Below are 22,688 nucleotides of genomic sequence, written 5' to 3' on the forward strand. Positions count from 1 at the left end.
TTCCGGGGTTGGCGGCCACGCCAAACAACCCCAAGTTGGTGACGACGTACTTTCGCCTGAAATTCAGTCGCGCGTCAATGCCGCAATCAGCTCCGACGCGGCGGGCCATTTCGCCGTCAGTGCCGCGCGTTTGCCCATGGAGAAATCTGCAAAATCAAAGCCCGGCGCAACGGTGCAGCCCAAAAGCGCAAACTTGCCACCGGGCTTAAGCCGCGCCCCCTGCCAGACATTTTTCGGCACCACCATTTGCGGTTTCTGCCCGGCCAGCAAATCCTTGCCGATCTCGACCCGCTTGTGCGTGCCGTCTTCAAACAGCTGAAGCTGTTCGACGGCATCCCCGATATAGTGGTGGAAAATCTCGTCACTGGTCAGGATATGCATGCCTGAAAAAGTGTCGGGCGTCAGAAGGTAATAGATCGCCGTTCCCGTGCTGCGCACCCCCAGATACCGATTACCGGGATTGCAGGTTTCAAACGCCCTGAAGGTCTCGGCGTAATAGCCACCCTCGGGATGGGGTTGCAGGCCAAGCTTGGCGATCAGATCGTCAATAGTGATGTCGTCAGACATGATGGGCTCCCTGTAACCGAGCGTTTTGGTTGCCCCATCATGACGAAAAAAGGGGGTCGGCGCAAACCTTCCCCCTTTGAATATTCGGCTGCCGCGCAACCCTAGTTACTGTTCATTTTCATCTTGCCATGACCATGCCCCATGCCGGCACCACCGTTCGGCCCCATCGCCATGGTGTTGAGAACATCAATGGTCACAGGCACATCACCGGCCTTCTCGAATTCCAGCGTGATGTCGATTTTCTCGCCTTCTTCAAGCGGCTTGTTCAGGCCAATGAACATGACGTGATAGCTGCCCGGTTTGAACTGCACAGAGCCATGCATCGGCACTTCAACACCACCCTGAACTTCACGCATCTTCATGACATTGTTCTCCATGATGTGGGTGTGAAGTTCGGTGCGTTCTGCAAGGTCACTGCGTACGCTGACAATGCGGTCTGCGGCACCGGTATTCACAACATCAAAGAAGGCCGCACCATTGCGCACCATGCCCTTGGATGCCTTCGCCCAGGCATCCTTGACTTCGATATCGGCGGCAAAGGCGTTGGTAACGATAAACAGCGACGCGACGGTCGCAACAACTGCAAAAAGCTTTTTCATGATATTCCATCCAATAAGCAGCCTGCATCCGCAGGTCTGCGATTTCAGTAATCGTGTTTTGATCAGTCTTTGAAATCAGATGGAAACCGGAGGTGCCCGGGAATGGCGACCGCGCGGGATGTCATTGACCGCGACAAAGGCAATCGCCTTGGCATAGCTGACATCATGAATGACCGGCACCGGCGCGACATAGGGCAAATCAATCGCCGCCATCGCCCCGTGATGGTTTGCACAAAGCGGGCAAAACGCATGGGCTGGCATTTCGTCAGCCTGACCGGACGCATTTGATGCCACGACACCTTCAAGCGTATCAGCAGATACAAGCTTGATGCCAGCCGGGGTGCAAATCAGAACGTAATCACCACCCGGCGCAATTTCCGCCGCGGATGCGGTCGCGATACCGGTTGCCTGCCCGCTGAGCAATGCCGGGACAAGGCCGGACTGGGTCACGCCGGCAAACAGGACAACAAACGCCACCAGCCATGTCTGAACGACACGGCGCAGGGAAATTCCGCACGAACGGCGGTTATGGCGTTTGCACGTGATCATGGGTTGGATATGCCCGATTTAAACCACACCTGCAATGACATTGATCATTCCACGGGGGCTGTTTCGTCCAGACGTCTTCATACTTTTCATGATGCGGAAACATAAGGCCGGGTACGATACCCGGCCTTGTTATTCGATGCTTTAAAACATCACATCAGATCATATCGCGGGCCTGAACCAGCTCATCAAAGCGATCCCCATCGAGGAAACCAAGGGCGATGCAGGCTTCCTTCAGGCTGCTGCGTTCCTTGTGCGCCTTCTTGGCCACGGCCGCCGCATTGTCATAGCCAATATGCGGGGCCAGGGCGGTCACCAGCATCAGGCTTTGTTCGACATAGTGCGCGATCTTTTCCTGATCGGCCTCAAGCCCGGCAATGCAGTTATCGGCAAAGCTTACCGATGCATCGGCAATCAGGCGGATGGATTGCAGAAGGTTATAAATAATCACCGGTTTGAACACGTTAAGGTCCAGATGACCGTTCGAACCACCCACCGTGACCGCAACATGATTGCCCATCACCTGCGCGCAGACCATGGTCAATGCTTCTGCCTGGGTCGGATTGACCTTGCCCGGCATGATCGATGATCCCGGCTCGTTGGCGGGCAGGACAAGTTCACCCAGACCACAACGCGGCCCGGACCCAAGCAGACGGATATCATTGCCGATTTTCATCAGCGACGTCGCCAGCACATTCATGACACCCGACATCTCGACACAGGCGTCATGGGCGGCCAGTGCTTCGAACTTGTTTTCCGCCGTTTCAAACTCAAGCCCCGTGATTTTTGACACCTGTTTGGCAAATTCAACGTCAAAGCCATCCGGCGCATTCAGCCCGGTACCAAGGGCGGTGCCACCCTGTGCCAGTTTGCGCAGGCGTTTAAGCGCATCGTCGATCCGATCCAGCCCCAGCGCGATTTGCGCGGCATAACCGGAAAATTCCTGCCCCAGGGTCAGGGGAACCGCATCCTGCATATGGGTGCGGCCGATTTTGACGATATCGCCAAATGCTTCGACCTTGGCGTCAAGGGTCGTGCGCAGGTGCTTAAGGGCGGGTTTCAGCTTTTCCTCGATCTCGACCACGGCGGCGATATGCATGGCGGCCGGGAAACTGTCATTCGATGACTGGCCGCGATTGACATGGTCATTGGGATGGACCGGTTCGCGTTTGCCCATCGGCTTGCCCAAAATCTCGCACGCACGGTTGGCGATGACTTCGTTGGTGTTCATATTGGTCTGGGTACCCGATCCGGTTTGCCAGACAACAAGCGGGAAGTGATCCAAAAGCTTGCCTTCGGCCACTTCGGATGCGGCGGCCTCAATCGCCTTGGCCAGTTCCGGATCGAGATTATCAAGGGCGGCATTGGCGCGCGCAGCGGCCAGTTTTTGAACCCCGAACGCCTTGATCAGTGCATCAGGCATACGTTCGCCGCCAATGCGGAAATTCTGTCTGGATCGCTGGGTTTGCGCCCCCCAATACCGATCAGAAGGCACATCAATTTCGCCCATGGTGTCTTGTTCGGTACGGGTGGTCACTGGATTGGTCACGATCATAATCCTCCGTGTCAGAAACAAACTGACCGGGGCGGGAACCCGGCATTCAACACAATAACGCGCTGTGCCGGGAAATATGGTTTGGAATCAGGACGAACGCAAACTCAACTGCGACCAAATTGCGGTTTGACCGATCTATTTATCGGTTTAGGCCAGTCGGTTCATGCCAGACCATGTTTTTCATCGCACCACGCCAAAAGCCGTATTCCCGCCCGTTCAAGCTGGGATGCGAATTCCGGTTCGGGTCTGCGATCCGTGATGATGCCGGTAAGGGCCTCAAGCGGGGCGACATTTTCCAGATAGCGTTGGTCAAACTTCGTATGATCAACCATCAGCCAGGTTTCGTCTGATCGTTCCATCATTGCCCGTTTAACGGCCACCGCCCGGCGGTTGACGTCACTAAAGCCCTGCCGCGAAATCCCCGATGCCCCGATAAAGGCAATATTGGCATGGAAACGGCGCAGATATTCAACGGTATCGTTGCCATAGACAGCGTTTTCACGACGATCAAACTGGCCCGGGCACATCAAAACATCATCATGATCGGCAAGCTCGGCCATGCCATGCACCACAGCATAGCAATTGGTCAGAAACGTACGTGGCAGTTTTGTCGTGCGGGCTGCCAGAAACGGTGCGATCTGGGCGACGGTCGATCCGGCATCTATCATGGCCACATCGCCGGACCGCACCATGTCAGCCGCCAGCATGCCAATCCGTTCAAACCCCGCCACGGCTGATAGCTGTCGTTCTGCCAGATCGGGCTGATGACCCATGGGACGGGCCGATGCGCCACCGAACTCGCGTTTGATCAATCCATCACGGCTCAGCGCGTCAAGATCACGACGGATGGTTTCGGTTGCAACATCGAATCGCTCTGCAAGTGTGGCAACTCTCACATGAGGGTGAACCTGTAACTCTTGTAAAATACGACGCTGCCGCTCTTTTTTTCCCAAACGCAAAGCCACATCCCCCTCAATTATGGCCGGTTTTGTGCCAATAGCAGGCATCTTAGCAATCCTGAGTGAAACCTTTTGTTACAGTTTTGTGTTGATTTTCCAACTTTTTCAAATTCATATTGTTGATTAAAGCAACAATAAAAACAACAAAACCACATTCAAAAACGGCGGAAAGCCGTCATTCACAGGGAAGAAAGGTTCGAAAACAGTGTTTTCAATTCCGAAAAAAACCGACAGTTTAAAGCTCACCACCCTCCTTGCCGCAATCGGCATGGTCGGCATGGCATCCACCCCGGCCGCAGCGGCAGATGACTGCATCGCACGCGGCGATCTTGACCCGATGTATTGCGACATGGACGGCGACCTTGTTGCCGATGCCCCGCCCGCAGACCAGCAGGTCGATCCGGACACCCTTGTCTTTGCATATACCCCGGTCGAAGACCCGGCGGTTTATGCCGACATCTGGGACCCGTTCCTGCAGCATCTTGAAGAAGTCACCGGCAAGGACGTTCACTTCTTTGCCGTTCAGTCGAACTCGGCAGAAGTCGAAGCCATGCGTTCAGGCCGCCTGCACGTTGCCGGCTTCTCGACCGGTCCGACACCGTTTGCCGTCAACCTTGCCGGTGCAGTTCCGTTTGCGCTGATGGGTGCGGATGATGGCCGCTTTGGTTACACGCTTCAGCTCTACACCCGTGTAGACAGCGGCATCGATACCCCGGCCGACCTTAAGGGCAAACGCGTTGCTCATACCTCGCCGACCTCGAACTCGGGCAACCTTGCACCGCGTGCACTGCTTCCGGGTCAGGGCATCGTTCCGGAACAGGATTACGAAGTTGTCTATTCCGGTTCGCACGATCAGTCGATCCTGGGCGTTGTCGCCGGTGACTATGACGCAGCCCCGGTCGCGTCCGAAGTTGTCGAACGTATGGCCCAGCGCGATCTCTATGATCCGAACGAAGTCAAAATCATCTATGAAAGCAAGCCTTTCCCGACCACTTCGTTCAACTACGCCTACAACCTGAAGCCGGAACTGGTCGAAAAGATCAAGGAAGCCTTCTTTACCTTTGACATGAAGGGCACCGCCCTTGGTGAAGAATTCAAGGGTGTGTCGAAGTTCCTGCCGATCACCTATCAGGAAGACTGGGCGGTTATCCGCGAAATTCAGGCTGCCAACGGCGTGAAATACACCCCGGACAACCTGAAGTAATTCCTGATTTTCCAATCGATCCGAACTTTGCAGGGCCTGCCTTGGCAGGCCCTGTGCCACCCATTTCATTCGGGGTAACGCAATGCTGCGTATCAAAGAACTTGTAAAACGCTATGGCGAAGAAAAGGCAGTGTTGAAGAACCTGAACCTTGAAGTGCCGGGCGAAAGTGTTGTTTCCATCATCGGCGCATCAGGTGCGGGCAAAAGTACCCTGCTGCGTTGTATCAACCGCCTTGTCGAACCGTCTTCGGGCTCAATCGAACTCAATGGCACGGAACTGACCAAGCTTGAAGGCAAGGCGCTGCGTCTGGCACGCCGTCGAATCGGCATGGTGTTTCAGGGCTTCAACCTGATCGACCGTTTGACAGTGATGGAAAACGTGCAATCCGGGCGCCTTGGCTATCTTCCGGCATGGCGCGCGGTCACGCGCAAATATCCGCAGGAAGACATTGATCGCGCCTTTCATTTGATGGAACGCGTCGGGATCGCCCATTATGCCGACAAACGTGCCGACGAACTTTCCGGCGGCGAACGCCAGCGTGTCGGTGTGGTCCGCGCCCTGATGCAGGAACCTGAAATCCTGCTGGCCGATGAACCGACCGCATCGCTTGATCCGAAAACATCGCGTCAGATCATGGAACTGCTGCGCGCGCTCGCATCCGAGCTGCACCTGCCGGTTCTGATCAACATCCATAACGTCAACGAAGCCAAGGAATATACCCAGCGGATCGTTGGCATGCGCTTTGGCCGCATCATTTTCGATGGCGAGCCGGTCGACCTGACCAATGACGCCATGGACGATATCTATGCCGGTGTGCCCGCCGAAGAACGCGGCGATGCCGAAAGCAGCACCCACCTGCGCGAGGTCGCCGCACGATGAGCAGCACCGTTCAAAAAACGGGCCGCACATGGAAGAAGCCCCCCTTTATTGCCAACCCGATGTTGCGCTGGGGACTTCTGATTGCTGTTGTTGCCTATGTCTGGTGGGCCATCACAACCCTGCCATTCGACTGGGAGCGCATCCAGGACGGTGTCCCGCGTGCGATCCGCATCTTCAAGGGCGCCTTCCCGCCAAGCTTCATCCGTGGCGAGTTGCTGTTTGACGGCTTCATGGAAAGCATCAAGATCGCCATTGTCTCGACCCTGCTCGGTCTGGCACTCAGCGTTCCGATTGCCTTTGCATCGGCGTCAAACATCGCCCCGAAATGGCTTTATACCATCGGGCGTGGCGTGATCATTGTTGCCCGTTCTTTCCACCCGGTCATTGTCGCCATCCTGTTTGTCAAAGCGGTCGGCTTTGGCCCGCTGGCAGGTATTCTGACGCTGACGGTCTATTCCATCGGTTTCGTTGCCAAAATGCTGGCCGAACGGATTGAGGAAATCGACTGGGGTCAGGTCGAGGCGATCCGTGCTGCTGGCGGGGCGACATTTGTCACTCTTCTGTATGCCGTGATCCCGCAAATCATGCCCCGTCAGATCGGTCTTTCGATCTATCAGCTTGATAGCAACCTGCGCGCATCTGCCATTGTTGGCATCGTTGGTGCGGGCGGTATCGGATCGACCCTTCTTAATGCCTTTGGGCGTTACGACTATGACTTTGCGCTGGCGATTACCCTTTGCATCATCGGTGTGATCCTTGTCAGCGAGGCCATCAGCGGCCGGATCAGGAGGAACCTATGGTAGCCACCACCCAACCTACCGGACCGGAAGCAATCGCCAACCGCGAATGGTCCCGCTACACCACCAAGGAACGCTGGCGGCGTTATGGCCTGACCGCACTGGTCGCGCTGGCTGTCGTCTGGTCCTTATCGACGATCAACATCATCTGGCCGTGGCTTTGGGATGCGCCGGAACAGATGGGCGATCTGTTTGCCCGCATGTTCCCGCCATCGCTTGAAGGCTGGCAGGAAATCGGCTGGACGCTTTTGGAAACCGTCAATATCGCAACCATTGCGACCTTCTTTGCCGTGTTCCTGTCCCTGCCGATTGCACTGATCGCAGCCCAGAACACCACGCCGAACCGTTTCACGCTCTGGCTTGGCCGGTTCATTCTGGTGTCGTCGCGTTCGGTCAACACCATCATCTGGGCGCTGCTGTTTGTGGCTGTGTTCGGACCGGGTGTTTTGGCCGGTATTCTGGCGATCATTTTCCGGTCGCTTGGCTTCCTTGGCAAACTGCTGGGCGAAGCGATCGAGGAAATCGACCGTGCCCCGATCGAGGCACTGGAATCTGTGGGCGCATCGCGTTTCAAGATTCTGGTCTATGGCGTCATTCCGCAAGTCATGCCGACCTTCTTTGCCGTGTCCATTCTCCGCTGGGACATCAACCTGCGTGAAAGTACGGTTCTGGGTCTGGTCGGGGCTGGCGGGATCGGCATCATCCTTCAGGGGGCGATTGATACCTTTGCATGGCAAACGGTTGCCACGATCCTTCTGGCAATCATTGGTCTGGTCATTATTGGCGAAGCCATTTCAGCTTACCTGCGTAAAAAGGTGATCTAACGTGACCGAAACTTACGACCTTCTGGTCGTTGGCGGCGGCATCAACGGGGCTGGTATTGCCCGTGATGCCGCCGGTCGCGGGCTTTCTGTTCTTTTGGTCGAACAGCGCGACCTTGCCTCGGCCACCTCTTCTTCCTCGACCAAACTCATCCATGGCGGTCTTCGATATCTTGAACATTACGAGTTCCGTCTGGTGCGCGAAGCACTTCAGGAACGCGAAGTTCTGTTGGCTGCTGCCCCACATATCATCTGGCCTTTGACATTCGTTCTGCCCCATCACCGGGGCCTGCGTCCGAAATGGATGCTGCGTGCCGGATTGTTTCTTTATGACCATCTGGCAAAACGCAAACGTCTGCCTGGATCACGTGCCGTCTCGTTTAATGGCACGCCGGAAGGCCAACCGTTGAAATCTGATTACGCGGGCGGTTTTTCCTATTCCGATTGCTGGGTCGATGATGCCAGGCTTGTGGTCCTGAACGCACAGGATGCACAGGCCCGTGGGGCTGATATCCGAACCCGCACCAGATGTGCGTCACTGGTGCGTCATCACGATCACTGGAATGCCGAACTGATCGGGCCTGATGGTACCCCCCAATCGGTCAGCGCCAAGTCCGTGGTCAACGCCGCAGGCCCGTGGGTTACCGAAATGGTTGAAAATGCCGGACTTGGCAAGAAGGCCGCCGGTCTTCGACTGGTCAAGGGCAGCCACATTGTGGTTGCGCGCATTCATGACCATGATCATTGCTATATCTTCCAGAATGGCGATGGGCGCATTGCCTTTGCCATCCCCTATCAGCAGGACTACACCCTGATCGGCACCACCGACGTTACCTATAACGGCGATCCGGCACAGGTCAAAATCAGCGATCAGGAAGTCGACTATCTGCTGGATCTGGTGAATGGCTATCTGGACAAACCACTCAACCGCAAGGACGTGGTTTGGGATTATTCCGGCGTGCGACCGCTTTATGATGACAAGAACGACAATGCGTCGGCGGTAACCCGCGACTACGTGTTCGATCTTGATACCGGCGATAGCGGAAGTTCGGCCCCGATCCTGTCGATCTATGGCGGTAAGATCACCACTTATCGCAAGCTTGCCGAACATGCGATGCAGAAACTGGCTCCGGTTCTGAGCAACGATGCCAAGGACTGGACGGCAAATGCCATCCTTCCCGGTGGCGACATGCCAGACGGCGATTTTGATGCATTCCTTGCCAAGGCCAAGGCAACCTATGACTGGTTGCCACGCGCATTGCTGTATCGGCTGGTGCGAAGCTACGGCACGGCGATCAGCAAGATCATTGGCACGGCGACGTCACTTGGTGATCTGGGCACAGAAGTCGCGCCGAACCTTTACGAAGCTGAACTCAAGTACCTGATGGCCAATGAATGGGCGTGTCGCGCAGAAGATGTTCTGTGGCGCCGGACAAAGCTTGGCCTCGGGATGCAGCCTGATCAGGTCGATGCCATCGAAAAATGGTTTGCCGCCCAAACCCGGCTTGATCGGGCTGCGCAGTAACCTTCAAAACGAGCAACCTGCAAACATCAAAAAAGGGCAGTGAAATCACTGCCCTTTTTTATTGCGTATTCGTTGGCCTTAATAGGCGTATTCCTTGAACAACGGATCGACCGAGCCGTTCCATTCGGTTTCGTACTTATCAAGGAATTCCTCAGCCAGAGTGCGGCCGCTTTGTGCCACATCATCAAGGCTATCAAGGAAATGGCCTTCATCGTCGCCGTAGCTGTCCATGCGGCCACGGTTCTTAAGACCCTGACGGGAAATCGCCAGAACGTCTTTTGACAGATCCTGAACCGTGCCGTTTTTGAAAGGCGTGGCAAGGGCGGTGCGTGGAACATCGTTGCGAAGCGCTTCGCGCTCAGCAACCGACAGGTCCTTGACCAGATCCCATGCAGCATCAAGGGCGGCGTCATCATACAGCAAACCAACCCAAAGGGCCGGCAGCGCACAGATGCGTTTCCACGGGCCACCATCAGCACCGCGCATTTCAAGGAACTTCTTAAGACGCACTTCCGGGAACGCCGTGGTCATGTGATCAGACCAGTCATTCATGGTCGGGCGTTCACCCGGCAAAACATCAAGTTTGCCATCCATGAAATCACGGAACGACTTGCCTGCTGCATCAATGTATTTACCGTCGCGATAAACGAAATACATCGGCACATCGAGCATGTAGTCGACATAGCGTTCAAAGCCAAAACCGTCCTCGAACACGAACGGCAACATGCCACAACGATCCGGGTCGGTATCGGTCCAGACGTTTGATCGTGCCGACAAGAAGCCGCTTGGCTTGCCATCAACAAACGGCGACGCCGCAAACAGGGCGGTTGCCACCGGCTGAAGCGCCAAAGAGGTCCGGAATTTCTTGACCATGTCGGCTTCGGAACTGAAATCCAGATTGACCTGAATGGTCGAGGTCCTGAGCATCATGTCCAGACCGAGGTTTCCGACCTTGGGCATGTAATTTTTCATGATCTCGTAGCGGCCCTTGGGCATCCACGGGATGTCTTCACGTTTCCATTTCGGATTATGGCCGACACCCAGCATATCAATGCCAAGCCCGTCGCAAATCTCGCGAACTTCATGAAGATGCGTATGCACTTCACCACAGGTCTGGTGAATGTTCTTAAGCGGCGCACCTGAAAGTTCGATCTGACCACCCGGCTCGAGCGAGACGGAACATTTGTCCTTGGTCAGTGCAATGACATTGCCGTTCTCAATGATCGGCTCCCAGTCATAATGTTCGGCCAGGGCATTGAGCAGCATTTTGACCCCGCGTTCCCCTTCATAAGGGATGGGACGAAGATCATCGCGGGTGAAGGCGAATTTTTCGTGTTCAGTGCCGATGGCCCAGTCTTTTTTTGGCGTACAGCCGGACTCGAACCATTCGACAAGCTGGCGCCGGCTTTCAATTACCGGGCTGTCACCAGTGGAGGCGCTGACAGTCATAAGGGCTTCCCCTAATCTCTCGCAACGGGTCGGTGCGACCAATCGCCGATACGATCCTGAAATACGGTCAAAGCTGCAATTGCGGCCGTTTCGGCACGCAGAATACGCGGACCGAGGCTTACAGGCGTTGCAAAAGGCTGTTTGCGGATACGTTCAAGTTCGTCGGCGCTAAAGCCGCCCTCGGGTCCAATCACGATTGCATGGTTAACAACATTGGTATTGTCGATAAACGAGCCAGCGCCCTTTGCCAATAGCTGACTTAGCACTTCACCAATTGGTGACCCCGATCCTGTTTCATCACAAAACAGCAGATGGTTATTTTCCGGCAGATTTGCGACCCAGTCCAAAAGACGCACAGGTTCGCAAACCTCAGGCACAGTCAGGCGTTCACACTGTTCGGCCGCCTCAACAACCTGTGCCTGCAAACGATCAAGGCGGACCTTGTCGGTGATGCCATGTTGGGTGATGACCGGTTGCAAACTTTGAACGCCCAACTCAACCGCCTTTTCAATCAGGAAATCAAGTCGTTGCTTTTTGATCGGTGCAAAAACAAGAGTCGGACCAACTTCATTGCCCTGCGTGCGCAATTGGCGTTCCGCGGTGACGCTGCCCTTCTTTTTGCGAAGTTCGCTGATCGTGCCCAGCCACTCCCCGTCAAGGCCATTAAAAATTTTTACCGGTGTTCCGGGCTTGAGGCGCATGACATGTTCGAGGTAATGAGACTGTTCGGGAGCAAGTTCGATTTCACTATCAGCCGTGATAGGATCCCGAACGAAAAGGCGTTGGCGGGCGCGCGTGGCATCAGCAGTCATAAAGGTCCCCAAAGCCGTTTTACGGCATCTTGAAATGGTTTTTTATCAGATAGGCCAATTATGACACAGGTCAACCAGCCAATACAGACCAGCAAGAACGATATGCCACAGGATGGCTGGATCGATCGTTTCATGCCCGAAGCTGTCCGGCCCTATCTGAAACTGCTGCGCCTTGATCGTCCGATTGGCACCTGGCTTTTGCTTTTGCCCTGCTGGTGGTCCACCGCCATGGCAGGCGGGTTAACCGATGCCGTCACCACCAAACAGATCGTCATCATGATGGCCCTGTTCGGGGTGGGCGCCGTGATCATGCGCGGGGCCGGTTGCGTGATCAATGATCTGGCCGACCGCAATTTTGACGGCAAGGTCGAACGCACCACCACCCGCCCGCTCCCCAGTGGTCAGGTCAAGGTATGGCAGGCTTTGCTGTTCCTCGGCTTCATGATGTTGCTGGGACTTGGCATTCTGGTGCAATTCCGCATCGAGGCGATCATCGTCGGCATCTGTTCGATCCCGATCATCATCACCTATCCGTTCATGAAGCGGATCACCTATTGGCCGCAGGCCTGCCTTGGCCTTGCATTTAACTGGGGCGCGCTGGTCGGTTGGGCGGCTGTGACCGGCACGGTCGAACCGGCCGCCATTGCCATGTATGCGGCCGGCTTTTTCTGGACGCTTGGCTATGACACCATCTATGCCCATCAGGACAAGGATGATGATGCCAAGATCGGCCTGAAATCCCTCGCCCTCCGTCTGGGCGATGCGACGCCGAAATGGGCCAAGGGGTTCTATACCATGACCACGCTTTTGCTGGGCGTTTCGGGCATGCTGGCCGGTTTGCACTGGTCCTATTTTGTCTTGCTGGGGTTGGCGGGCATTCACCTTGGCTGGCAGGTTGCCACCGTCAAGCTTGATAATGCGGCCAATTGCCTGAAGCGGTTTAAATCCAACCGCGATTACGGATTACTGGTACTTGCTGCCATCGTGCTTTCGCACCTGATTGCGAACGCATAACCCGATACCCCCTTTTCAAGGTAAACCGCCAATGAGCGAGAATGTCTTCGCCGATGCACTGGTGCCCGATGTCGATGATCCGCAATTTGCCGATCTGATCGAAACATTCACCGTACCGGCCCGCGTGCCACTGGCGCCGGAAATCGAGATGTATCTGGCGACCCACATCACCCCGCTTTGGCAGGCGACCGAGGATATTCTGGGTGTGCTTGATATCCCACCACCCTATTGGGCCTTTGCCTGGCCGGGTGGGCAGGCAATCACGCGCTATATCCTTGATCACCCGGAACTGGTACGCGGCAAGCGGGTGCTTGATTTCGCCTGTGGTGGCGGCATGCAGGCGATTGCCTGCGTCCGTTCTGATGCCGCAGAAATCCTTGCCAATGACATCGACCCGGTGGCGATTACCGCTACAAGGCTGAATGCCAAACACAATGGTGCTGAAGTCCCGACGACGACCGAAAATCTGGTTGGCACATCGGCCCCGCAAAAGCGCTGGGATGTGATTTTTGCCGGCGACGTCTGTTATCAGCAGGATATGGCAAATGCCGTTTTGCAGTGGCTGATGGCCGAAGCGCGCCTTGGCACCAAGGTCATCCTGGCCGACCCCGGCCGGACCTATGCGCCGACGCACAATATCGACGAGCTTGAAACCTATGACGTACCTGTCGATGTCGCGGTCGAAGATACCGACACCAAGTTCACCCGCATCTGGCAGCTTTTGCCGGACCGTGATTAATCCTGTTCAACAACAAGACGGCGAAATGCCGGATCATCAATGACACGCAGGACGAATGCGGGGCTAAAGACCTGCCCGGCACGCTTGGCGAAAAGTGCCGTCATTTCCCATTGATCAAGGTATGTGAACCGGCGATCTCTGGCCTCAATCGCAGACAAGGCAAACACCGCGCCCTGATCAAAAACATGCCCGCGCGCAGATTGGTACATGCCGATGTGATCGGTCGTAACCCCGCAATCGAGATCAAGATCGCGCCCCGGAAAGTGAACGTAGCTGTAATGGGCTGGCACCGATTCCGTGACATGCATATGGGCAAGTTGTGTCGGGGTGAGCCAGGTCACCGAAACACGCACGCGCGTGCCCGGTGATGGCGCCAGCGTTGCCGGAACCGCGCCGTATCCGGTTATGTGCGTTGAATAGACAATATCATGATGCGACAGCCAACCATGGGTCACCGGAATTTCATCTGACAGGTTCTGATGGGTGAATTTTCGGGCAAGTTGTATCGGTGCACGATTGGACCCGACGGCCAGAACCGGTGTCCTGCCCCTTGTCGCAGTCGCGACGTCTGATGGCTCTATCGCAATCGCGTCACCACCACGAAACAGGAAATCGTGATCCGGCGCAGGATAGGGATACAAAAACGCGCGCAGGAGATCCTGCGCGCGTGGATGCTGTTCGATCTGGTCGCGCAACACGGGATCCGTGATCATATGCGCATCAGATATCGAAAACATGCTGGTCGTCGGGCTTAGCCTTCGACAACGCGATAGCGATAGTTGCAGTCGTCAACATGCTGCCATGCCAGTTTCGACCATGCCTTTTCTGCATCGCCAAACGTGGCAAACGGGCCATGACGTTCTTCTTCACCGCCAACCGGGGTTTCGAAATCGGTGCTTTCATATTCGCCACCGACAACCCAGTATTCTTCAAGGCGTTCGATCCGATAACGCGAATTCGCGTCATCAACCGACTGCCAGGCCATTTTCGACCATTCCTTTTCGGCGTCTTCGAAGCTGCCAAACGGACCAACTTTGGTTTCTTCGCCAATCGGCTTGTCGAAACCGGTATCCTGATAGGTGCCCCCGATAACCCAGTACTTGGCCATCTGTGCGTCCTTCATGCTTTTGGTGAGTTGCCAGGTCGCGTGCTGTGGGTCACGCGACTCTTTTCCTTGCCCATGTATAACCAAATGATGCGCTGACCAAAACCGCAAAATTATGCATCGCCCTGCAACGCAGCATTGTCAGATCATGTAGGGATGGATCGAACCGGTTACAAATAACGTATTTGACAACAGCAAGGTTGTCCCGTTTCGCTCCGCGGCGTATGAAGACAATCAGGTTTCAAAGCTTTGCAGATGACAGGTGCCATGCCCTATCAATCCCTTCGTGACTTCATGGATGCGCTGGAAAAAACCGGCCGTCTTGTCCGTGTCACTGAACCGGTCTCCCCCAATCTTGAAATGACGGAAATCCAGACCCGCCTTCTCGCCGAAGGTGGCCCGGCGGTTCTGTTTGAAAATGTTGTCGGTGATGACGGCAAAAAATATGACATGCCGGTTCTGGTCAACCTGTTTGGCACCGTGGACCGCGTGGCGGCGGGCATGAACCGCAAGCCCGAAGAACTGCGCGAAGTCGGCGAAACGCTGGCATTCCTCAAACAGCCAGAACCACCGGCCAGCATCCGCGAAGCTTTTTCGATGCTGCCGCTTGCCAAAACCGTGATGGCGATGAAACCCAAAACGGTTTCCAAGGCGCCGTGTCAGGAAGTGGTCCTTCAGGGCGATGACATCGATCTTTCGAAAATTCCGGTTCAATCCTGCTGGCCCGGTGAACCCGGCCCGCTGATCACTTGGCCGCTGGTGGTGACCCAGGGACCAAGTGCCGGCACCAAGGGTGGTGACAAGCGCGATGTGTTTAACCTTGGCATCTATCGCATGCAGGTGTTGGGCAAAAACAAAACCATCATGCGCTGGCTGAAACATCGCGGCGGCGCACAGCATCATGCCCGCTGGAAACAGGAAAAGCGTGAACCGCTGCCCGCTGCCATCGTTCTGGGCGCAGATCCGGGCACGATCCTTGCCGCGGTCACCCCGGTCCCTGATACCCTGTCGGAATATCAGTTTGCCGGGCTTTTGCGCGGCGAGAAAGTCGAACTGGTCGATTGCAAAACCGTGCCGCTCAAGGTCCCGGCCAGGGCCGAGATCATTCTTGAAGGTTACGTATCGCTTGATGAATACGCGCCCGAGGGGCCGTATGGCGATCACACCGGTTATTATAACTCGGTCGAAGATTTCCCGGTCTTTACCGTGACCGCCATCACCATGCGCAAAAAGCCGATCTATCTGTCGACCTTCACCGGCCGTCCGCCAGATGAACCGTCGGTTCTGGGTGAAGCATTGAATGACGTGTTTGTGCCGCTTTTGCAGCAACAGTTCCCGGAAATCGTTGATTTCTGGCTGCCGCCAGAAGGATGCAGCTATCGCATTGCGGTTGTTTCGATGAAGAAGGCCTATGCCGGTCACGCCAAGCGCGTGATGATGGGCGTCTGGTCGTTCTTGCGTCAGTTCATGTACACCAAATTCGTCATTGTCGTGGATGACGATATTGATGTCCGTGACTGGAAGGATGTCATGTGGGCGATCTCGACGCGGATGGACCCAGTACGCGATATCACCACCGTCACCGACACCCCGATTGACTATCTTGATTTCGCATCCCCGGTTTCGGGCCTTGGCGGCAAGCTTGGCCTTGATGCCACCAACAAGTTGCCCGGTGAAACCAACCGCGAATGGGGCGAAAAGATCTATATGGATGATGACATCATCGACCGAGTCGATCAGAAATGGGAACGCTATGGCCTGCCCGGAACGGGCAAGAAGATTTGGCGGGACTGATCGCTAAAAGCCGTGAAAGACCATATCGAGTGCGTTGGTGAGGGCGAAACTATCTTCGAACTCACCAACTTTCTCACCAATTTCCGCCAGACCAACCGTCGCGATAAACTGCGGCAGCAAAACCCAGTTATCGCCGCTTATACGAACTACAGGATTTAGCCGCTCGGCTGGCAAGGCATATTGGGCAATTGGTTTCAGGGGCACGACAACCCGTGTCTGCAAATCAGAAAGCAGATCCGACTGCACATCGACGACATAGCCATCCTCGAAACGGCAAATATCCCCCTTGGCCATCAGAACTTCCGATGTTTGGCCAAAGGTATGCCGTTTTTCGCGACATAGCTGTTACTCGCCTCAAGGGCTGCCTTGTTTTGCTCTTTCCAAAGTTCAGCCCGTTTCATCGAAATCGCATCACGCAAACCTGACTCGGCTGAGCGCGAAATATTGATCCCGAGTTTTTTGGCCTCTTGCAACAATTCAGCATCAAGACTGACATTTGTCGGCTTGCGCTGCTTGGCTTTGACATCTGCGGTCATTTACGCAAGCTCCATGTGCATATTTATGCGCATACATTATCAGGAAACCACACCAAGCTCAATTTCTGAAAAACATCCAGTGGTCGCCATTTTCATCCGGCTTTTCGGAATAGAAAAACTGCGGCGCATCACACATGAAATCATCAACCCGGATGGCGAAATTGCACATATCCGCATCGCCCATAACTTCGGCCATGTATTCAGTACTGTTTTCCTGCCAGCTCAGCACCGGTGGTGCCGTTTCATCAAAGACACAAAGCGCAAACTGCTCGGACTGCTTGAACGGGATATAACGGATTTCACTGTGATCTTTGGCACCATGGTTGGTCACAAACAACAATGCGAAAAACGGGCCATCAGGGTTATCAAGGTCAACCCAACCGGCGATGCGATCAAGCACGCCATCACAGGTAAAATCACCGGTCAGCATCTGATGGCGATAGTTTCGGGCGTATTGCCCGCCCTGCCAGCGCATTTCGTAATAAAACTGTGCGCTTGAAACCGGATCGGTTTCGCCATTCGCATTCAGCTCCCATACACCATTTTCATCCCAGCCTTTCATCACAGTCTTGCTGTCATCTGCGAATGCAGGGCTGACCAATCCGATCAGGCAAGCCACACTAAGCCCGGAAAGAATTTTCTGCTTGTTCATCGCGTTCCCGTTTATCTGGCGCCAGTAGCACTTGTTTGTCTGACTATAACAGAAAGCCGTTTGAAATCTGTCATTGTCCGGGCCTTGCCATTCGGCCCTCGTCCTGCCACCTCTGAAACAAGGCAGGAATTTTAGGCCAAAACCAGCTTTTTGTTTCGGGTCTATGCGAAAACGTTCGTGCCCCCTATAACGTAAGAAACACATTCCGATACAAGGGAGCCTCCATGCCCAAGACCGACATGACACTTGATCGCATCAATGACCTTCTGGCACAGGCAAAAAAGGCCGGTGCAGACGATGCCGATGCCGTTTATGTCGAAGGCACATCGCTTTCGGTTGCCCAGCGTCTGGGCAAGATGGAAAAGCTTGAACGTTCCGAGGGGGCCGATCTTGGCCTGCGGGTTCTGATTGGCAAGAAACAGGCAGTTGTATCGTCATCTGATACCAGCGACGCCGCCCTTGCCGAATTGGTCGAACGTGCGGTTGCGATGGCCAAAAATGCCCCCGAAGATCCCTATTGCGGTATTGCCGACCCAAGTGAACTTGCCGAAAGTTTCAATGTCGAAGCACTTGAACTGTGCGAGCCGGGCGAAGTTGATCAGGACAAACTGATCGAATGGGCCAGCGCCTGCGAAGAGGCCGCGCGCTCCGTCGACGGCATCACCAACTCAGAAGGATCCGAAGCTGGTTGGGGCCGCCATCAGATTACACTTGCCGCCACCAACGGCTTTGCCAATTCCTATGCCGGGTCGGGCAGCCATATCTCGGTTTCCGTATTGGCGGGGACCGGCACAGGCATGGAACGCGATTACGATTATGACAGTGCAGTGTTTTCGACCGATCTGCGCGATCCGGTCGATATCGGCAAAAAGGCCGCTGAAAAGACCCTGCGTCGTTTGAACCCGCGCAAGGTCAAAAGCGCGCAGGTCCCGGTGATCTATGATCCGCGCGTTTCGGCATCGATCGTCGGGCACCTGTCATCGGCGATTAATGGTTCCGGCATTGCACGTGGCACCAGCTTCCTTCTGGATGCGATGGGCAGCGAAATCTTCGCGCCGCATATCAACATCATTGATGATCCGCATCGCAAACGTGGCCTGCGTTCCAAACCGTTTGACGCCGAAGGGGTGGCAAACCAGAAACGCCATCTAATCGAAAACGGTGTCCTGAAAACCTGGATCATGGATCTGCGTTCGGCCCGTCAGCTTGGCCTGAAATCGACCGGTAACGCGTCACGCGGGGCCGGAAGCCTGCCGGGGCCGTCAACCACCAACCTGTACATGGACCCGGGCACCATTTCGCCCGAAGACATGATCAAGGATATCAAGTCGGGCCTTTACATCACCGAGATGATCGGCAGCAGCGTAAATGGTGTGACGGGCGATTATTCGCGCGGTGCGTCGGGTTACTGGATTGAAAATGGCGAACTGGCCTATCCGGTGTCGGAAATCACGGTGGCGGGCAACCTTAAAGACATGTTCAAGACCGTTGTCCCGGCCAATGACCTGACATTCAAATACGGCACCAATGCCCCGACCCTTCGCATTGACGGCATGACGCTGGCCGGGCAGTAATCCCATCGTCATTTGATTGCCAACCGATCAAAAAAGAACGCCCGGTCGATTTGACCGGGCGTTTTAAGTTTGGGTACTTCGGGTATCCGGGTGCTCAGGCAGCCCGAATGGTACTGACAAAACTGTCAGTAGCACCTTTCAGGGTAGTGAAGTTCTCAGACAAGGTGCTAACAGCTGACAAGACGTCACTGGACGCAGAGCCAGCCTCGGTTACGGCCTGAGAAACCGTAACGATATTGGAGCTCACAACCGTTGCACCGGTTGCGGCCTGTTCGATGTTAAAGGCGATCTCGCGGGTTGCCGCCGACTGTTGCTCAACGGCTGAGGAAATCGAGGCAACAATGCCTTCCATTTCGCTGATGGTTCTACTGATCAGATCAATCTGGCTGGCGGCAAAGCCGGTTCGACTTTGAACATTGTTGACCTGTTCTCGGATTTCCTCAGTGGCCTTGGCTGTCTGGGCCGACAGGGTTTTGACTTCGTTGGCGACAACTGCAAATCCCTTGCCCGCATCCCCTGCCCGCGATGCTTCAATCGTCGCATTGAGCGCAAGCATGTTGGTCTGATCGGAAATATCGGCAATCAGTTTGAGAACATGATCGATATTGTTCGATGCCTCGACCAGTTCCTGAATACCGCGCATGGTTTCCCGGGCCTGATCAACTGCTCTTTTGGCAACCTCGGTCGAGAAGATCACCTGTCGGTTAATCTCTTCGATTGAGCTGTTGAGCTCCTCGGTCGCAGAGGCAACAGAATCGACATTGCCACTGGCCTGTTCACTGGCGGATGCAACCGCCGTTGTCTGTTCGGACGCGGCAGTGGCAATACGCGACATACCGGTTGCAGTTGCCTGAAGTTCAACCGCGGCGGCGGCAACGGCTTCGATGATGCTGCCCACACTGTTGGTAAAGCTGTCTGCCGTCTGGTTCATGAACCGCCGCTGTTCTTCCTTGGTCCGTTCTTCCTGCGCACGGGCTTCAGCTTCGAGTTCGTCGTTGCGGATGGCGTTGGTTTTAAACACCTGAACCGCCTGCGCCATCTGGCCGATTTCGTCCTTGCGGGTCTGTCCGGGAATTTCAACACCCAGATCGTGATCGGCCAGCCTGCGCATGATGGTCGTAATCGCAGTGATCGGACGCGACAAACGATCCCCCATGACCCAGGCCAAAACCATCCCAAGAACGGCACCGCCAATCGATGCGATCAGGATTTCCTTTTCCGCCAGAATGATTTCGGCGACGACCTTTTCAAAGATGTTGTGCTCTGCCACCGCCAGTTCCTGTTTCAGGGCCTCGGCGTCGGCAATGATACCCTCCGATGCTTCGCGCATGGTCCCGTGGACCGTGGCGACAATTTCCAGTTCGTCGGCACGGATCTTGTCAAACACTTCGCGGTAATCAGCAAACAGGTTGTTGGCATCATCCAGCACAGCTTTCAGGTCACCCGTAAGCGGCTGATTGCCGATTTGCCCCAATGCGGCTTCAAGCTTTGTAAACTCATCGGCGGATTTGGCCCCAAAGCTGTCATCCTGACGGCCAATCAGGATATTGGCATACAACCTTGCCAGAAGTGCATGTTCACGTGCCGCGACTGAGCGTTTGAGGAGCTCAAGATCACCGGTGTTCTGCGCATGGGCGACAAGCTTGTCGAGATCGGCAACGATTTTGATCCCGTCCGGCTCAAGGCGATCCAGGATCAGGGAATGGTATTCGTCGCTCAGGCTTTTGGCCGCGGTGAAACTTTCAAGGTAAACATCAAGCTCATGCGCAATCTGTTCGATGCGATTACGATGTTCTTCGACCATGAATTGCGACTGCGCGTCTTGAAGCATCAGTTCAAGCTGCTTGGCATAGGTAAAGACGGCGTCGGCGTCTTCCGGATCAGCCGTATTGGCAAATTCACGCGCATGATTGTTAAAGCGCAGAAACTGCGTCTCGATCTCGCCGATCAATGATGCCTCTTCGACATAATGGGCGTACTCATCCACATCATGTGACACCGCAACGAAGGTGAAATAAGCGAAACCAAGTGCGGCAATCAGAATTGCCAGCACCACGGCAAAACCAGCCAGAATTTTTGATTTTATTCGCATGTTAGCCAACACACCTGAGTTGAGAACCAAAGCAGAGGACCCCGAAACCATCGTCAAACTCCTTGCAAGGCGAAGACATCCATCTACGCTCACCGATGCGATCTAGCGGAATTTTCCACGTGCCGAATATCCTCAAATGGGGAGGGGGCACGCACTTATCCCCTTGTAATTAAATTGGCAAAAAGAAGTTCAACTTCAAGGATCCATGCATTTTTTGCACTGAGCATATAATAAACCCTTCAAATCTGCGTGTTGTGCAGGATCTGGCGGGCAAGTCTTGAAGGATAGTTTCAGCCTATATTTTCTTAGTCTGCCGCAATCCGAAGCAACTCAGGCGACGTTGTATCGGTTTTGGATGACAATTCGGCATAGGCCGGCGGCACCATCAATCGCACAGGATAGGGGGACAAGCTGATCTCGCATGGCAGTTTTCCTGCACTTTCCCCGTCAATCTGAAGCGGGGCCGGGCCGCAATGACTGGTGATCGTGATGCGCTCTGCCCGGACCACCGAAACGTCGCTTTGGGCATGCAACCGATTAAGTGTCAGTGCCAGACCATAACGCGACAAGGCCCCGATACCGTTGCCCGGCATCAGCACCACATCAAGGCTGTTGGCCGTCAGGCTGGCATCGGGCGATATGACAAATGCCCCGCCATAATGTTGCGCATGGGTCACAACCACGCCCGACACCCGGTAGTTTTCCCGGCCAATACTGACTTCAAAATCACGATGACGCGGGAAAAAGATGTTACGAAGACCTTCCAGGACATAGGCCCCCTTGCCAATCAGGCGTTTGAGGCGCAGCGAAACATTGGCGACCGTATCGGCATCGGCCCCCATGCCGACCATCAAAAAGAACGCCCGGCCATTGACCAGTCCGGGACGAACCCAGACCATGCCGGGATTGTTGATATAGTCGGCAATCGCGCGTGCCCGGATTTCAAGCCCGACCTCGACCGCCAGCACATTGGCCGTTCCAAGCGGGATGATGCCAAGTGGCGGAACCTCGTGCCCGTCGATCTGGGCATCAAGCAATCCGTTTAATGCCTCGTTAAGCGACCCGTCGCCACCGGCAACAAACAAACGTTGATGGGCACGGACCTTGCGGGCCAGTTCGCGGGCGTGACCGGGATGGGTGGTTTGCAGCAACTCCACCTTGATGCCGGCATGTTGCAATATCTGGGATAAAAACCGCTGTTTATTGCCACCGGCACGTGGATTGAAGATGACAGTCACATCCGCATCGGCCATTTGGACCCACTTCCGAAATAAAAATGAAATAAATTTTTCACAGCACCTACCATATGAAATAAAACATGTAACAGTTGCTTTACAGAACTGCGAAATTTCTGTGAACGGGTTATATAATCGAACGATTTGTTTTAAACCGATACTGGTTTGGAACAGTATTCGGCAAGACAAACTGTCGATTTCCAGCCATCCTTTTGGCAGGATACGGAGGAGCG

At 54.9% G+C, this 22,688-nt stretch carries 23 protein-coding genes; 9 read left to right on the plus strand and 14 right to left on the minus strand.

Features of this window, described 5'->3' with window-relative positions; genetic code table 11:
* Positions 1–63 precede the first annotated feature (63 nt).
* From TH4_RS17525 to TH4_RS17545, 5 genes are all read right to left on the minus strand, one after another.
* Complete coding sequence (locus TH4_RS17525) at positions 64–567, minus strand: cupin domain-containing protein (protein WP_064782137.1); 504 nt, start codon at positions 565–567, stop codon at positions 64–66.
* 101 nt (positions 568–668) lie between these two features.
* Positions 669–1,166, minus strand: a complete 498-nt coding sequence (locus tag TH4_RS17530) for a copper chaperone PCu(A)C (protein ID WP_064782138.1) — start codon at positions 1,164–1,166, stop codon at positions 669–671.
* 75 nt (positions 1,167–1,241) lie between these two features.
* Positions 1,242–1,715 carry a DUF2946 family protein gene (locus TH4_RS17535; RefSeq protein ID WP_064782139.1) on the minus strand — a complete coding sequence of 158 codons (474 nt, stop codon included), beginning with the start codon at positions 1,713–1,715 and terminating at the stop codon, positions 1,242–1,244.
* Between the two features lie 154 nt (positions 1,716–1,869).
* Entirely contained in the window at positions 1,870–3,267 is a 1,398-nt protein-coding gene (gene fumC, locus TH4_RS17540; protein WP_064782140.1) for a class II fumarate hydratase, read from the minus strand.
* Positions 3,268–3,428: 161 nt separating this feature from the next.
* Positions 3,429–4,274, minus strand: coding sequence for a DeoR/GlpR family DNA-binding transcription regulator (locus TH4_RS17545; RefSeq protein WP_064782141.1), 846 nt, complete (start codon positions 4,272–4,274; stop codon positions 3,429–3,431).
* 157 nt (positions 4,275–4,431) lie between these two features.
* Here TH4_RS17545 and phnD point away from each other — a divergent pair, with 157 nt between their 5' ends.
* The 5 genes from phnD (at position 4,432) to glpD (ending at position 9,453) form a co-directional block, all read left to right on the plus strand.
* Positions 4,432–5,430 (plus strand): phosphate/phosphite/phosphonate ABC transporter substrate-binding protein, encoded by a 999-nt coding sequence (gene phnD / locus TH4_RS17550; RefSeq protein ID WP_082923482.1) that lies wholly within the window; start codon positions 4,432–4,434, stop codon positions 5,428–5,430.
* A gap of 82 nt (positions 5,431–5,512) precedes the next feature.
* Complete coding sequence (phnC, locus tag TH4_RS17555) at positions 5,513–6,310, plus strand: phosphonate ABC transporter ATP-binding protein (protein ID WP_008891551.1); 798 nt, start codon at positions 5,513–5,515, stop codon at positions 6,308–6,310.
* Positions 6,307–7,113 carry a phosphonate ABC transporter, permease protein PhnE gene (gene phnE, locus TH4_RS17560; protein ID WP_008891550.1) on the plus strand — a complete coding sequence of 269 codons (807 nt, stop codon included), beginning with the start codon at positions 6,307–6,309 and terminating at the stop codon, positions 7,111–7,113. Before phnC ends, phnE (TH4_RS17560) begins: the two co-directional genes overlap by 4 nt.
* Complete coding sequence (gene phnE / locus TH4_RS17565; protein WP_008891549.1) at positions 7,107–7,931, plus strand: phosphonate ABC transporter, permease protein PhnE; 825 nt, start codon at positions 7,107–7,109, stop codon at positions 7,929–7,931. Before phnE (TH4_RS17560) ends, phnE (TH4_RS17565) begins: the two co-directional genes overlap by 7 nt.
* A gap of 1 nt (position 7,932) precedes the next feature.
* Complete coding sequence (glpD, locus tag TH4_RS17570) at positions 7,933–9,453, plus strand: glycerol-3-phosphate dehydrogenase (RefSeq protein ID WP_064782142.1); 1,521 nt, start codon at positions 7,933–7,935, stop codon at positions 9,451–9,453.
* Between the two features lie 78 nt (positions 9,454–9,531).
* Here glpD and TH4_RS17575 read toward each other — a convergent pair whose 3' ends face one another.
* On the minus strand, positions 9,532–10,902 hold the full coding sequence (locus tag TH4_RS17575; RefSeq protein ID WP_064782143.1) for a glutamate--cysteine ligase: 1,371 nt from the start codon (positions 10,900–10,902) through the stop codon (positions 9,532–9,534).
* 11 nt (positions 10,903–10,913) lie between these two features.
* Positions 10,914–11,714, minus strand: a complete 801-nt coding sequence (locus tag TH4_RS17580; RefSeq protein WP_064782144.1) for a 16S rRNA (uracil(1498)-N(3))-methyltransferase — start codon at positions 11,712–11,714, stop codon at positions 10,914–10,916.
* A gap of 60 nt (positions 11,715–11,774) precedes the next feature.
* On the opposite strand from TH4_RS17580, the gene ubiA reads away from it, so the two are divergent.
* Both ubiA and TH4_RS17590 read left to right on the plus strand, forming a co-directional pair.
* On the plus strand, positions 11,775–12,728 hold the full coding sequence (gene ubiA, locus TH4_RS17585; RefSeq protein WP_064782145.1) for a 4-hydroxybenzoate octaprenyltransferase: 954 nt from the start codon (positions 11,775–11,777) through the stop codon (positions 12,726–12,728).
* 31 nt (positions 12,729–12,759) lie between these two features.
* The gene (locus tag TH4_RS17590) at positions 12,760–13,467 is read left to right on the plus strand and encodes a class I SAM-dependent methyltransferase (RefSeq protein ID WP_064782146.1); all 708 of its coding nucleotides are present in this window, start codon (positions 12,760–12,762) and stop codon (positions 13,465–13,467) included.
* Here TH4_RS17590 and TH4_RS17595 read toward each other — a convergent pair.
* Both TH4_RS17595 and TH4_RS17600 read right to left on the minus strand, forming a co-directional pair.
* On the minus strand, positions 13,464–14,180 hold the full coding sequence (locus tag TH4_RS17595) for a hypothetical protein (protein WP_157097787.1): 717 nt from the start codon (positions 14,178–14,180) through the stop codon (positions 13,464–13,466). The two genes, TH4_RS17590 and TH4_RS17595, sit on opposite strands and share 4 nt — an antisense overlap.
* A gap of 38 nt (positions 14,181–14,218) precedes the next feature.
* Positions 14,219–14,575, minus strand: coding sequence for a DUF4170 domain-containing protein (locus tag TH4_RS17600; protein WP_064782192.1), 357 nt, complete (start codon positions 14,573–14,575; stop codon positions 14,219–14,221).
* 264 nt (positions 14,576–14,839) lie between these two features.
* Between TH4_RS17600 and TH4_RS17605 the strand changes: the two genes are divergently transcribed.
* Entirely contained in the window at positions 14,840–16,366 is a 1,527-nt protein-coding gene (locus tag TH4_RS17605) for a UbiD family decarboxylase (protein WP_064782193.1), read from the plus strand.
* 3 nt (positions 16,367–16,369) lie between these two features.
* Here TH4_RS17605 and TH4_RS17610 read toward each other — a convergent pair whose 3' ends face one another.
* The 3 genes from TH4_RS17610 to TH4_RS17620 are packed head-to-tail and all read right to left on the minus strand — an operon-like array spanning position 16,370 to position 17,554.
* Positions 16,370–16,660, minus strand: a complete 291-nt coding sequence (locus TH4_RS17610) for a CcdB family protein (protein ID WP_064782148.1) — start codon at positions 16,658–16,660, stop codon at positions 16,370–16,372.
* Positions 16,660–16,902 (minus strand): type II toxin-antitoxin system CcdA family antitoxin, encoded by a 243-nt coding sequence (locus TH4_RS17615; protein ID WP_064782149.1) that lies wholly within the window; start codon positions 16,900–16,902, stop codon positions 16,660–16,662. Before TH4_RS17615 ends, TH4_RS17610 begins: the two co-directional genes overlap by 1 nt.
* Positions 16,903–16,960: 58 nt before the next feature.
* On the minus strand, positions 16,961–17,554 hold the full coding sequence (locus TH4_RS17620; protein ID WP_064782150.1) for a hypothetical protein: 594 nt from the start codon (positions 17,552–17,554) through the stop codon (positions 16,961–16,963).
* 224 nt (positions 17,555–17,778) lie between these two features.
* Here TH4_RS17620 and TH4_RS17625 point away from each other — a divergent pair, with 224 nt between their 5' ends.
* Entirely contained in the window at positions 17,779–19,128 is a 1,350-nt protein-coding gene (locus tag TH4_RS17625) for a TldD/PmbA family protein (RefSeq protein WP_064782151.1), read from the plus strand.
* A 94-nt stretch (positions 19,129–19,222) separates the two neighbouring features.
* Here TH4_RS17625 and TH4_RS17630 read toward each other — a convergent pair whose 3' ends face one another.
* On the minus strand, positions 19,223–21,220 hold the full coding sequence (locus TH4_RS17630) for a methyl-accepting chemotaxis protein (RefSeq protein ID WP_064782152.1): 1,998 nt from the start codon (positions 21,218–21,220) through the stop codon (positions 19,223–19,225).
* 305 nt (positions 21,221–21,525) lie between these two features.
* The gene (locus tag TH4_RS17635; protein WP_064782153.1) at positions 21,526–22,473 is read right to left on the minus strand and encodes a diacylglycerol/lipid kinase family protein; all 948 of its coding nucleotides are present in this window, start codon (positions 22,471–22,473) and stop codon (positions 21,526–21,528) included.
* Between the last annotated feature and the right edge of the window lie 215 nt (positions 22,474–22,688).

This window comes from Thalassospira tepidiphila MCCC 1A03514 (assembly GCF_001662875.1).
In the GTDB taxonomy this organism is placed as follows: Bacteria; Pseudomonadota; Alphaproteobacteria; order Rhodospirillales; family Thalassospiraceae; genus Thalassospira; species Thalassospira tepidiphila.